Genomic DNA, 13,768 nt, shown 5'->3' with positions numbered 1-13,768 from the left:
GCCCTAGGCAACCAACCCATATTCCGCTCGTAGAGTGACCCCGTCGCCACATACACCGCTTCCACACCCTGAACCTTGCTCAGGCTCCTCTCTGAACCTCCAACCGCGCCTAGGCGCTACATACCGGCATGATCGAAATTGGAAAGCTCATCTGACTTTTGGACAAGGTTAGTTGGCGTAGGTGAAAGAAAGGTATCTTAGTTTAGGTCGGGCGGCCATGACTTAAACGGAGAGCATTAAAGTTTCTTGCTCTCATTCCGATAACGCAGCAATCCTACCTCATCGCAATCACAATATTTCATGCAGGATCTTAGTAATGACGAGAAGTGTAAAGCGAACTATCAAAACTGCTTCCGGGGAGCATGCTGTCATTACTAGGCGAGAAAAATTTCTCGAACTCACGAAGCGAGTTTCATTAGTCGGAATCGCTCTTTTCTTTTTTCTTTGCATCACTCCGACTCAGTGGCGACTTGTATCATTTTCAACAACTGTAATCTTTCTTGGTATCGCGGTCGCAATTAGTGCTATGCAAATCCTGAACCCAGAAAAATATGATCTCAATAAATTCGCTGGTTTTTTGGGAGGCATAGCAAACTGGTACGATAATCTTGAACGCTATCATCAACTTTATCTCAATGTTATCCTGTTCCTCCCTGTTCTGGGATATCTTTACTTGCTGGATCCCATCAATTTATTTGCACCGACCGCGATAATATTTTTTATTTACTGCCTAGGAGTGGCTGCGCACGATGTTTATCGCATCTACGCAATCCTCTATGAAACCACGGTCGGCAAGGGGTTGATCGCCATTGCATTTGCTGTTGGCTCCAATCTCGCGCTCAGCGTCTCGGGGAAAATAATCGGTGGATTGGCTCATGTACCCCCTACAACCTTTCCTCATACTTTGGCTTTTTTAGCAATATTCGCGATTCCGTTTCTTTTTATTGCTGCGGGAGCAATCTTTATTCCTGTCTCCGTTGCAATGGCTCCATTTTTCATTTACGGATCGACTTTTGCGAAAAAAGCACCACGACTTACGAAATGGATTTTTGGAGTTAAGGTTAATGACAAAGGCAGTCGCTACGCCGTTGCTACAGTTATTTTTCAGGTAATTTTCTATTTGGCGATTTGGGCTTTGACGCCAGCAACATTTTTCCTTCTGTTAAATAGATACGACCAACAAATAGAATGGGCTGTTGGACAATCGATATATGAGTTTGATATGTATCCAGGCACAGAATGCAAGATGGGTTTAAGTTATCGCCAAGCATCGCTAGGCGACGAGAACTATATTTTAGCAAGCAAAAAATCAACGGGCATAACATTCGAATCGCCAAAAAAATGTGCTCTCTAACCAGCCCCTTATGCGTATTGAATCGACCGCAGAAAAAAGGGCCCATAAGCAGGCTGTGTGAAAACCTAGTAATCAGAACATGGCTCAAAAAAATGCTCCGTATCGAAAGATACGGAGCATTTTCCGTTATGGCCTACATACAAGGAGAGTCCCGTAGGGATTCAAACCCCTTCTGGAGTCCTTACAGGCCGCTTTAGCCCATCAAAAATGGGGATTCCACCGCTTCGCCGTTGGCGTACAGCGGGCTCAAGCAGCCTCCCATATGCCCGAATTCTGTCCTAAACAGCAACGGCGGCTCTCGGCCGATTCTGTTGAAAAAGTCGGTCTGCCCAGGCTGCTTGCGCACATACTCTTCGAGCGATGACATTTGAGCTATCGGTAATGACCACTGATATGCGAAGTCTACCCAGCCCGGCCTTAGGCTATGCACGAGGGCGTCGGTGGTATCAGACGAACAGCAGGCGTCAATGGTGTGCTTGGGACATGATAGATTCCGGTATGAGGCTACATCAGGACCGGCGACAGACGCCGACCCAGCAATACAAGCGCACGCTCGATCTGCTCAATTTTCGAGGCGTGGATGAAGTCCACCAAACGGTCGACAACCTGTCGCGAACAGGCCATTCGCCGGGCAAGCTCGGCGCGGCTCACGCCTTCATCACACATGGTATTCCATAGCAAGATCTTGGCCACAGTCAGCACCGGCAAGTGCAGCACAATCGCAGTGGCGCTTGGCACCGAGGGTGCTGGAATCTTGCGCCGCTGCTCTACGTACAGCGATAGCGCCGACTCCAAACCATTTAGGGCTTCGGAAAATGCTTCGCACAGCGTACTTCCTGCGGCATTCATTTCCGGAATATCGGTGCATGACAACCACACACCGGTGGGCTCCGTATGCTGCACTAGCGAGTATTGATACATCGCTTTACGCCTCTCTAAATTTCCCAATCTTTCGTTGATCCTCCGTAGCCTTTAACGTGGAGTTTGAGCCTGGTGCTCACGGGCTACGATCGGCAGCGCAACGCAGTTTGTAGCACATCTGGAGTTGGTTATGATCAGGGTCATATTCCCCGCCACCTCCCGTCGGCAATCATTAAATGCGATCTACTGATCAATTAGGATCGAGGGCCCGAACAATGCGGCGCTCGGTTCACAACAGCCTGACACGGAGCTTACGTTCACGCTTCCCTGAGGCCGGATCTCAATAGGTCATACGATCCCCCTAATCGCCGTGAGGGACTGGCACAGAGCATTTAGCCCGTCTGTACCTTCCCCCATTGGCAGGGTGTTTCTCACGCCAACGCAGCAACCTTGCCTGCGCTTTCGAACTAACACATCATGTCGATGCGCCACTAACCCTCCAACCAGCGCAGCATGCATGAGAGCGTCATATGGAATACGACGAAGGCCGAGAAATTACCCGAATGATTGCTGAGGAGATGATGTCTGTGGCTAGTGGCTTTCCAAGCATTTCTTCAGAAATGGCTACCATTCTCGCCGGCCTCCACTTGATCAAAGGGCTCATTCTAGAAGATAGGTACCGCCCCATATTTGAAGAGGCGTGCTCTGAGGTCGCAGATCGATGTTTGAAAGAATACGATGATACCGAGATACGCGTCGTCTTGAACGCCAAACTGGAAGAAATTCGTGATGACCACGCCTTGCCGCTGGATCGAGAGATCAGGGTCAAAACGGCCACCTACCTGATTGATCGCTACATCATGGATAATTACAAAATACCTTACGATCACCCTGCGGTCGTAGGTGCATTGGTCGGAAGTATCCACCTAAGTTTACGTTCACCATTGATCGAACTCGCACCGATGACAGGAGAGCTTTCGATGGCTATGGACAAGACTGAGACCGATGTCACGATGATGTATCCGTCCTCGAGAACGTTAAGAGCCTTGATCACGCTCAAACTCATCATAAACAAAGTTTTCACGAACTTTGTCCATGGGCAGATTTCGGACGTAATCGCTGGTTCGCAGCCCAGTTATCTATTTGATTCGAGACCGCAGATCAGTTTCGTGGCAGCCACGGGCACGACCAGCATCGCATCATTTACGAGAAAATATCCCCAACCTGCTCGATTCATGGTGATTATCCCTTCGGCCAAAGCTCAGCTTAGCGGCCTGCTCAAAGAGCTGTCACCCGCCCTGCAGGAAGGCTTACGATTGGATGCAGCCATGTGTTTCAGCATCAGTGAAGACCGCGGCGCTAAGAACGATCAGATACTGCTCGTATTCAGTCAGGGCATTCATCTGATACGTAAGCCTCATCTCTATATTGACGTGTCCATTGCCAACAAATCGCTCGAACAGCTGGATCTTCAAGAACGAGCGATTCTTGCCGGCCAAATTTTCAATAGTCATGAGTCACGTGAGGGGCATGATTATCGGAGAAGCCTTCCACCGAAGGTTGCCACCATCATTAATGCGCAATTTGGGGATGGATATCGAAACGTCAAGACACTGTGTATCGAGGATCAAGCCCTACCTGCAAAACGACTAAAAATATATTCACCCAGGAATTTCATTCGCACCAATAGCACTGAAGGCAGCACGTTTAATACCACGGCAAATCCCCAATCAATTCTGGGATTGCTGAGCGATGCTGTTGAGCCTGTGTGTATTTACATCATCGGTAATAATGGTGCAGGCAAGACGCGGCTGCTGTGTGATCTCATCGAGCGGATACGTGATATGAATCGTAGGACAGTCGGAATTTCTACAGGCGTCCATGATCGGTTCCCGTTCGGGCGTTCAGATCAAATCGGTCACTTTGAATACCAAGGCGCTCGTAGCACGGCTGAGACGATTTCACCTTCCAAGCTGAGGAAAACTGTTACCGCCAGGGCAGCGCAAGTGCTTGGGGACCAGCGTATGCTTGAAGCCCTTAAGGAATGCCAGCAGTGCCTAGGGTTCGCTACGCGATTCTACTTCATGCTCAAGCCTGAAATGGCGCTACACAATGACCCTCGGGATATACGGCTGATCAAAATGTCGGACAATGCCGCTGACAACCACGTTCCAGAGCCCTTATCCCATTATGAGTTTGGCGTTGTACGCCCTGGCAATGAGGAACACAAAGAGCGCATCGTCTCATATTCTTCCTTGAGTTCTGGTGAGCAAAATATCAATCAGCTGCTGCTCAGTATCATCACGACGGCTGAACGCGGTACCGTTTTCCTTGTGGACGAGCCGGAGATCAGCCTGCACCTGAAATGGCAGCAAACTTTACCTCGGGTCTTCCATCTTCTTTCTCAGCGGTTTGGTTGTTCATTCGTCGTGGCCACGCATGCCCCCACGCTGATCAGCAATGCGAACGATCGGGGCAGCCATAGCTTCATGTTAGGTCTGGGCAAGCTCCCGGAGCTGACCGCCAAACAGCGCTACTCCGTCGAGTCGATTATTTTGGGTGGTTTTGGCACCTACACCCCTCATAATCGTGCAGTGCACGAGGACTGTGCACGCATCGTGGCGAAGACCATGGAAGCGCAGAGCAACCGTCAAACCCAAGCGTTCTCCCCTTTAGAGGAGCTTGATGACATGCTCGAAAAAATGAGGGTTAGCCAAGGTGCGTATGTCCCGCCAGGCCAGCAAGAGGACATAGACCTCATCAACAAAGCCTATACGGCTGTTCAACTGCTACTAAAAGACCAAGGCCTAGTAGACAGTTCCACCAGCAAGGCAGGCGAGTAAATGACTGAGTATTTCGTTTTGGACGAGGCAGAGCTTTTGCCTCGGTATAAGGAGTACAAATCGCTCTGCCACACTGAGGAGCGATTTCATAAGGTCATCATGTTCAATCTCCTGCGCTACCATGCCACAGCACTTCGGCGCTTCGAGAAAAGGCGGGGTGGAGAGGTAGTCGAAGATCGCAACCTGTGGAATGATTTCTCAAACCCTGCAAAGAAAAAAAGGGATGCACAGGACGCTGCTGCCCCAGCGAAGGCCGCTGCATTAGGAGAGCTAGCCAAGAAGCCTAAGGGCAAACGGGGCAAAGCTAAACCATTGATCAGCGATATCAAGGGCGCGTTCAGAAGTTACATCGAAAAACAGCAGCATAATCGCTGCTGCTATTGCCGTCGCTGGCTGTGCAACAGCGGATATTCCAAGCCCATCGAGCACATCTTACCTCGCAAGATTTATGAGCAATATTCATTTCACTTCTGGAATCTTTCCGTCGCCTGCGTCGATTGTAATGGGCTCAAGAAAGAAGCGGACTGGGCAAACCCGGATAAGCATGGCGGTAAAGATTATCCGTTACCCAGTACGTTCACTGAGATGTTCCACCCCCGGTTTCACCGCTTCGACGAACATGTACGCTTTATCCGTGTGCAGACGAACGACCACACCATCACGCTTTACAGGGGTATTACGCCACAGGGGAAGAAGCTGTGCGATGATCTGCTCGCCACTATCGCCGGCAAGGAAGTGCTTGTGAATGCTAACGCGGCTCTCAGAAGCTCTATGGAGACGATCGAACGATTCGATGTGAAGGAAGGCGGCGATCTGGAGTCAGCGCTTAAAAGTCTCGTGGGTGCGCTGTCTCAGCGAACGATCAACCTAATGAAACACTGACAAAGAGCTCGAGAGGGCTTGGGCAATGACGCCCAAAGCCCTAGATCACAGAAGGCGCTGCGGTTCAATAACGACGCGATGCTTGCAGTTCCATGATCCTCCACTGCTCGACCTAAGGGGCAACATGCTGAGTTTTCCAGGCCTCTAGGATCTTGTGAATGATGCCACGGCTTTAGAAACTGGGCAGCGGAGTGACAACGCCGTCCAGAGCGCACGGTTAGCAGCCTTACCTCCTGCCACTCAGCCGGAAATCGATTCTTCCATCCACGGTGCCATGCCGTCTCATTCTCCCACCAAAGATCGCAGCTTTAGCGTGATCGATGTGCCCCGTGCCAGATCACGTGCTTGCCACATTTTGATATCACTTCCGACGTACAGGATGGGCAAACGCCGCGTAGTTTTGGCTCGGCTTGCACCCTTGTACCGCCTACGAAGGCGTATTTCATCTCGCACTCCCTTGATGAGTAAACACTCAGGTGTGGGTTGGGCTCGTGATCGCAGCCTCCTTCTCGCCACACCAGAGCGACCTTCGAACAGGCGTCTTGGAAAGGTGTAAACCTATTTTCTGAGTTGTAAACCAAATCAGTTAACAGGTGAAAAAGTAGGTTTACACCGACTCCGGGCGTCGCCTCCCAAATACGAGCACCACCAAGCTAAGCCAGCGCATCGCTCAGGGAAGTTCAAAGCCTAATTCGGCCAATGCTTGGCGCTCCTTCGGCTTCAGTCTTTTCAACGCCCAGATGAGCATATGTCGGGGGCGGGAGCTTGCGACGTAGGCGAAACGTGCGGCTTCAGATTCGCGATCAGAGAGCCAGTCGGCCCAATGGGACTCGTGCTTGCCTCGGATTTTGGAGGACACAACCACGGTGACATCGTGCGTCTCGCCTTTGACTTGGTGAATAGTCTCGTAGCGTAATGTCTCCGGTGCGCCATCCTGGATCTCCTGGCTTAAAAGGCGTATGGACACCGGTTTGTTGCCCTCTCCACGCTGGGCGACGAGATTAAGCCCTCTCAACTCCTGCAGTTCCTCCCGTATTTCGTCGGGCACGAAGCCTTGATCTGGTATCTGTCGGAGCGCGAGCTTTGCGGTACGAGTCCATGCCTTCCATGTTTGGTTAGCGTCGCCGGCACCATTGGCGACCAAGAACTGGAGGCTGTGGTGAAGGAATTTGCGCCAGCTCAATTTGGACTCCATTGATACCGGGCAATAGGGCCCTGCTTTTGTGACTTGCAGCCGGAGCTTCCCCGCCAGCCAGTAGGCAAATGTTCTCACACTCACCTTCAGGTCATTCAGGCTTCCTGAGCTGGCGCCGATGCAAGCGACTGCGAGTAACTCAATGCCTTCGAAGGTCTTCCCGTTGCGAAGTCGTTGGAGGGTCTTATGCCCTCGCGCAACCATCACGACCTTACCGTACTCCGTTGTCATGGCGCGGATCGTTGGTAGTAGCTCTGACGGACAGTCTACGTACTCGAGAATCTTTGGCTGGATGGAGGCAATTTCAGGATTCCCCGAAACCTTTTCAGTACCGACGATGTTACTGCTGAGGTCGACAATGGCTTGGCCGCTTCGCCAGTTGGCTGTCAGCTCGTACTGCTTGAACTGGAGTGTCTCCATCAAATGGCTGACATTGTCTGGATTCGACCTCCGAAAGCCGTAGATCGACTGATTGAGATCGCCGACAAAGTGGAATTTAACCCCTATCCCGCTGAGCTTGCGTACGATCATCAGTTGTTCGGCGGAGAGATCCTGGCACTCATCCACGATCACCACAGGGAAGCGGCGGGCAACACGCGAGAAATAGCCATCGAAGCGACGTTCCTTGAATGCCATGAGCGCCAGCATGTCGATGTCAGCATAGGTCGCGTAACCGGCAAGCCAGAGTCGCCTTTTGGTAGCAACGAGATCAGCTTTGATCTCCTCAGTGATCTCTGCGTCATTGAGCTGCTGATCGAACCTTCGCTCACCCGTCGCAAACTTGAACCGGCCTGCTTCAAGATCGTAGTTGTACCGGCAGGCTGACACGCGGCGACCACAAATCCGCTGCCGGGTCTGGAAGATATCTGCTTCTCTCTCAAGGATCCGAATACGGTGATCGCCCTCCTTGCCTGGATAGCCCGTCAGCTCGCTGGCGATGCTGGCCACCAACCTGGTCAACACGAAGCTGTCGAAGGTAGAGATGCAGTGCGGTAAGCCGATCGGCCTGCCCAAGTACTTGTGCACCCTGCTCCGGAGCTCGTCGGTCGCGCTGTTGGAAAATGTTAGAACAGCGATACCCGAAGGCGAACGTGACCACGCCTGGATGGTTTGCGAGACCATTGCAGCCACCACCTCGGTCTTGCCACTACCTGGGCATGCTTTCAGGTAGCTGTGCTGATCAAGCGGCGCTGCGATGTATTCCAACTGCTCCTTGGTGAAGTTCATCGCCTGGCATCCTTCGGCCTCGAGCCTTCAGGCCTGACCCGGGTCATTCGGCTTGTTCCTCGATCCCACAAGCCCAGAGGACGGCTAAGCGGATGTATTCCGGCACAATAAAGTCATCCCTCACGTTAGCCAGCGCGTCCGCGAATGCCTGCGCATAGAACCCTTTGCCAATTTCTTTGGTTTCGATTCGATCAAGCATGTCATTCGCGTACGGCGCCCTCTCCCCTGAACTCATGGTCGAGTAGTCCAGTCCAGTCCGCCTTGTCAGCTCCCTCACCACTTCCCCGCCTTGCACAGGCCAGAGAGTGGCCGCAGCCGTCGACATCAATCTGAGGTTGTTACCCTCCATCGCGATGTCGTACTCGAAGGTCTTGTACTTACCTACGAACAACCTGCCGAACTGCGACTGGCTGATCGGCCCTATCAATGCCAAGGCCGGATTGTTGCCTACAAGGAGGTCATCATCATGGGGAAGAAACGGAACGGGGATTTCTTTACCGTCATCGCCTGCAACCGACCTGATAGATTTCGGTGGGTCATTGTCGGTAAGCCCTGCACACCTGATTGGGACATTCTCGCCTGGCTGGCCGCTCGTGACATCGCAAAACAGCTGCATGAAATGATTGAAGTAGATGCCACCAAGATTGATCACCGAGACGCCGTAGTCGTCCAGGCAGTTCTTCCCCTCTCCGTAGGGGCGCAGGACAATACGCGCCAGCTCTGGCAGCACCATCGCCTCAGCGATTCCTTCTACGAGCAGTGCCCCTTTGGAGAAAAGGAGGTTGGATTTTGTGACGTCCAACCAGCGATCCACAAAGCGGCGGCTGTGCTCAGGAAGGCCGCACGCGCTGAGCGGTATTGCTACTGGCCTTGCGTCATTTGAAATGTGGATGAGGTGATCCAGGGAGACGGCGGCAGAGATGACCGTTGAGTGCGTGGTGATGATGACCTGGATGCCACGTTCTTCAGCCACCGTTTTCAAATGCCGCAGCAGGCGCAGTTGAAGCTGAGGATGAAGATGCGCCTCTGGCTCCTCGATCAACAGGAGCCGCAGATAGGTCTCTTCGCCTCGATCCTCTTCTTCCTCCAGGATCAGTTCAGCCAGGATCGACGCGATGTACAGGAGGTTGTTGTAGCCAAGGCTGTTCTCTTCCAGCGATCGGAACTGGGTCGTGTCAGCCTCGCTCAGGTTAGGGAAATACAGAAGCCGCAAGCCCTCCACGATCCGGGAGAAGCTGACTTCTGAGAACTGAATCATGGTGCCCTGAGAGAGATTGAGCCCCAGCGCTGCCTTCAGGTTGTCTCCGATTCGCTGATTGGCTTGTTTGATCGCAAATTCGTCGCTCTGTGATAGCTCACGATTGAAGTTTCCGACATGCTCTTCCAGCGGGTGAAGAGTCTGTGCCTTCCTGGCCTCAGCGAGCTCTTTGCGGCAGAGGGCCTTCATGAGCCGGGCAAGGCGGGACTGGCGACCTTCGCGCAACTTGTTCTCGGCATCGCGCAGCGGAGGTAGGTAAATACAATGGATGTAGTCCAGCGTCTCGGACTCGAACGGTTTGGCATGCTCGTGCCCCGCGTAGGTGTGGTGCCTGAAGCGCCCGCGAGACTCTTGATTGCGGGCCTCAAAAGTCAGCTTGGCCTCGTCATGATTTCCACACCAGGATTCGAACGCAATGGCGTCCTGATCATCCAGGCCTGAAAACGTCGCCTGAATCTGGATGCTTTCAGCAGCGACCGCGCCCGGCTCAAAACCTCGGTAAAAATCGCGCTCACTGATGATTCGCTTGCCTGATTCCGAGTCGTTGAAGAGCTGGCGCACTGCGCTGATCACACCGGTCTTCCCGGCCCCATTCTCTCCCACGAGCACGTTAAGCCCGTCCCGAAACTCGATGGTGAACGGCTCACCAAAACACTTGAATCCAGTGACATCCAATTGCCGCAGATACATGCGATTCCCTTCTAGTTGCTGGTTATCAATGCAAAATGGCGTGGCGGCCGGATGTAACTGGCCTGCAGGTTTCACGCGAAGTGAGTGCCTCATAGTGGCATTACGGCATAGCGCGGGCAATCTCTGCGCCCAGGCTTGGACGGCGGCAGTGGTTGCTACCGATCGGGAGCGCGATCCGAGGCGGCGAGAAGCGTTTGGCACTACTAGCATCAATGCTGGTTCTCTCGAGTTCGAGGGCGCCAGCGCTCACTAGGAGAAAAGTCATGGATAACTACCACATCACTAAAACAGACGACGGCTGGGCCCTGAAAAAGGAAGGCGCGGATCGTGCGTCCAAGACAGCCGAGACCAAAGCCGAAATCACGGCGGTGGCCAGAGAGTTTCTTACCGGTAAAAACGCCTCCCTGAAGATTCATAAGGAGGACGGCAAAATACAGGAAGAACGTACCTACCCCCGGAAAGCCGACCCCAAAAAAACCAAGGGCTGAGCGTCCAGCCGCTCCATGCCCCAATATCCGGTAACGCCCGATGGCAGGTATTTGTAGTCAAAGGGCGTTCATGGGTAAGCGTCCGGCCAAGTCACCTTCCGAACCTGACCTGACGTGCCCCTGACAACAGGTTTACAGGCTTTCTGAGATGCCTGTCTGCTGGGCCGCTTCGCAGCGGCAACGGGCGCAGCCTTCTGGATCAGAAACTTGCCGTTTCAGCGTCCTTACTTGTCTTCTGACACTTGACCCCGGCTCAAGGTTGTCGCCTATGCCTTCGAGCTTAAGCTCTAAGGCCTTGATGTCAGGCATCCGCGCTCAAAAAGAGAAAGTGCTCGCTGTTTGGGAACGTTTTGGCTAGAAATGTCCTCTAGCGCTATGGCAGCATGGCACTAGGGCTAGGAGGAACGGAATGCCATCTGACATTGAGCTGTACTGCTATTGCTGCGAAGAGCCCAAGGTGGGGGAGGAGCATGTGCCTCCCCAAAGCTTTTTTGCGAAAGGTAATCGTGCGGGACTTATTAAAGTTCCTTCTTGCAAACTGCACAACCAAGATAAATCTGCTGACGATGAATATATTCGCTCAGTTCTTCTTTCGTCTATTGAGTTAGACGGAAATCAGGCCATCGCTTCAAATTTTGAAGTGCATTCGCGTGCATTGATTCGTAGTGGCGAGAGACTTAAGAGCAAGCTGCAGAGCGATGCTGATCTTAAGACTTTTCTGGAGCTGCAAGAACAATTCAAGGATGATCCTGTCGCTGGCATGAAGATATTCTCGGAGCTAGAGAGGTCCGGGATCAGCACTGGACTTTTAGGGCTTTTGTCTAACGACTATCGGGATGAAGTAGTCGTTACCAGCGATGGGGTTGAGCATAAAACCATATCTTATAGCTTTGACAAGCAAAGATTCCTAGACTACTTCAAGCTAATGGCCAAAGCTTTATTTTATCATGAGACCAAATGGCCTTGGCTCGGGGAAGTCGTGCTTATTCCTCATAATTTCGTAAGCAGGGACGCCACTAAAAATGAAATAGCGCTCCACCATCACCACTTGAATCTCATAAACCGTGAGTCATCCCAAGGCGCGCATAAAGAAGTCTTTTACTATAAAATCTTCACGCAAATGAAAAACGAACGGGCAATTGACTATTATTTCGTTAACTTCTGTCTCTACGACCATTTCAAGTTTACAGCTATAATGGCGTCGGAGAATTTTATCGATCACAAAGAGCGAATTTGAGCCATGAACAGTCGGGATGCGTGGCTTCCTGACAGCGCTCGTCATGCACTGAAATGATTGGGCACTTGGGTGCTGGACCAAACTCATGATCGCCGCAGCCGTTTACCGCTGCGCAGCGATCCGGCAAACAACCAGTTTGACCGTCCGAGTGCCCATGCCCGTATCTTTGCAAATTGACGCATTTCACAAAGCTCAGTCACAAAAGATGTTGCAGGCCCGATCCTACACACGCCGGTCAACTTCGAATCTAGCGATACGCTTGGGCTAATTCTCAAAAGTGATGGATCTAACCTCTCACATCTAATGAGTCAGCCTAAGCCATAGCTCCCATCCTGCGTTGGCAAATCCTTATTTCTGAGGACACCTAAGTCCGCTAGACTCACAAGTTCTAACGCTCAACGCCTAGGAAGCTGCGGCAGCCTTTGTTGCCACCGGTACTGCCGCCAATACCGTGCGCAGTTATCGCAGCGCCCTTGCTTACTGGTCGGCCTGGCTACAGCGCTTGCTGATGCCCCTCCCCACGCCCGTGGCCATGCAGTTTATCCTCGATCACCTGGCACGACTTTGGCCGACGGAGGATGGGCGCGCCTGTTGTCGCCCCCGCATTGACGCCGCCGGGGGCAAGGCCAGGTTGGGGCCGCTGGCGTTCAAAACGATGGCTCCTGCCGATCTTTTGATTACCTTCCATCTGCCGAACTGTGCAGATGCCCCCCCAACCATGACCACCATGAAACGCTCAGTACTTGCCGCTACTACGGGTACGGTATTTGTGGCCTTGACGGGCACACTCATCAAATCAACGTTGAAAACAAAAAAACGCCCGAAACCAATCGGTTTCAGGCGCCTCTACCTGATGTTTAAGGATGATGTCCCTATCTCCCCTACCACGGAGTCTCCTGACCTTTCAGTGCTTCATGAACATAAATCTGTGAACATCAGAATCTCTATATTCGTGGAAACCCCATTATTTCATTGGGGCTCGATCACTCGTGAACATCCAGCATTGCCTACTTGTTAAATAATGTGTCAGGACGGAACTTTACGAAACCTGCTTATGGCCTGTCACTCCGATTCGCCACTCAACTCAACCTGGATCTTTTGTGAACGTTGAAACCAAAACGGAGTTCGGTCGCGTCACCGGAAACAACCCCTTCCTGATGCGTTGCCCTCGACTGCTCATGTGAAACCTGAGCTGCGGGCGGCCACTGTCGATTTCAGAACGGAATGCTAAGCGGCTTGGGGTCGCATTTTTGCGTCCTGGCCTGTCGGAACCAAAACGGAAAAATGTTGAGACCTCCGTCTCTGCTGTGACTAACCAACTGAAATATATGCCTTTCTTAAAAGCGCATCTTTTACCTAAGGTTATCGCTGTCGGAGCCAAATCGGATAAAAAAATGCGTTGCGCAATGCGTTTGTCTTCAAGGCTTGCCAAGCCTACATACTTAGCTACATTGGGCCGGTACATCGTTCCAATTGGCCTCATTAAGGACGTCATGGTGTTCCCGAGATCAATCCTCACCGACCACGGTGAAACCGCACACCGTACTGAAGCCAACGTCAACGACATCGAAGCCGATGGGCGTTTTGCAACCCAGTCGTCTCTGATCTTTGGTTACCTAGCCTCATTCCCGGCAAAGACACACGCAATCGAAACCTACGACCATTTTTGCCGGTACGTCGAAAGCCTTCCTCCCTACATGCGAAGCAAGCCTCGCATCGTGGCCTTCCTGGAA

9 protein-coding genes are annotated in these 13,768 nt (G+C 52.2%); 6 read left to right on the top strand and 3 right to left on the bottom strand.

From position 1 onward, the window contains the following. Positions 1 to 316 precede the first annotated feature (316 nt). Positions 317 to 1,354: a hypothetical protein gene (locus M5B98_RS02225; RefSeq protein ID WP_248741648.1), complete on the top strand. Its 1,038-nt coding sequence runs from the start codon at positions 317 to 319 to the stop codon at positions 1,352 to 1,354. 504 nt (positions 1,355 to 1,858) lie between these two features. Here the strand turns inward: M5B98_RS02225 and M5B98_RS02220 are convergent. After that, positions 1,859 to 2,275, bottom strand: a complete 417-nt coding sequence (locus M5B98_RS02220) for a type II toxin-antitoxin system HicB family antitoxin (protein WP_248741647.1) — start codon at positions 2,273 to 2,275, stop codon at positions 1,859 to 1,861. A gap of 470 nt (positions 2,276 to 2,745) precedes the next feature. Here M5B98_RS02220 and M5B98_RS02215 point away from each other — a divergent pair, with 470 nt between their 5' ends. Both M5B98_RS02215 and M5B98_RS02210 read left to right on the top strand, forming a co-directional pair. After that, positions 2,746 to 5,058: an AAA family ATPase gene (locus tag M5B98_RS02215; RefSeq protein WP_248741646.1), complete on the top strand. Its 2,313-nt coding sequence runs from the start codon at positions 2,746 to 2,748 to the stop codon at positions 5,056 to 5,058. Then, positions 5,059 to 5,940 carry an HNH endonuclease gene (locus M5B98_RS02210; protein ID WP_248741645.1) on the top strand — a complete coding sequence of 294 codons (882 nt, stop codon included), beginning with the start codon at positions 5,059 to 5,061 and terminating at the stop codon, positions 5,938 to 5,940. It begins immediately after the preceding gene. Between the two features lie 670 nt (positions 5,941 to 6,610). Here M5B98_RS02210 and M5B98_RS02205 read toward each other — a convergent pair. Beyond that, positions 6,611 to 8,362: a UvrD-helicase domain-containing protein gene (locus tag M5B98_RS02205; RefSeq protein WP_248741644.1), complete on the bottom strand. Its 1,752-nt coding sequence runs from the start codon at positions 8,360 to 8,362 to the stop codon at positions 6,611 to 6,613. A gap of 43 nt (positions 8,363 to 8,405) precedes the next feature. Then, complete coding sequence (locus M5B98_RS02200) at positions 8,406 to 10,310, bottom strand: ATP-dependent nuclease (RefSeq protein ID WP_248742158.1); 1,905 nt, start codon at positions 10,308 to 10,310, stop codon at positions 8,406 to 8,408. Positions 10,311 to 10,573: 263 nt separating this feature from the next. Here M5B98_RS02200 and M5B98_RS02195 point away from each other — a divergent pair, with 263 nt between their 5' ends. The 3 genes from M5B98_RS02195 (at position 10,574) to M5B98_RS28720 (ending at position 13,053) form a co-directional block, all read left to right on the top strand. Then, on the top strand, positions 10,574 to 10,798 hold the full coding sequence (locus M5B98_RS02195; protein WP_248741643.1) for a DUF2188 domain-containing protein: 225 nt from the start codon (positions 10,574 to 10,576) through the stop codon (positions 10,796 to 10,798). 409 nt (positions 10,799 to 11,207) lie between these two features. Then, positions 11,208 to 12,035, top strand: a complete 828-nt coding sequence (locus M5B98_RS02190; RefSeq protein WP_248741642.1) for a hypothetical protein — start codon at positions 11,208 to 11,210, stop codon at positions 12,033 to 12,035. A 532-nt stretch (positions 12,036 to 12,567) separates the two neighbouring features. Next, entirely contained in the window at positions 12,568 to 13,053 is a 486-nt protein-coding gene (locus M5B98_RS28720) for a hypothetical protein (RefSeq protein WP_318654165.1), read from the top strand. Positions 13,054 to 13,768 lie beyond the last annotated feature (715 nt).

It is taken from the genome of Pseudomonas sp. MWU12-3088, assembly GCF_023242405.1.
Classification (GTDB): Bacteria; Pseudomonadota; Gammaproteobacteria; order Pseudomonadales; family Pseudomonadaceae; genus Aquipseudomonas; species Aquipseudomonas kribbensis.
The sequence above is the reverse complement of the archived record's forward strand: the minus strand, read 5'-3'. Positions and strand labels throughout refer to the sequence as shown.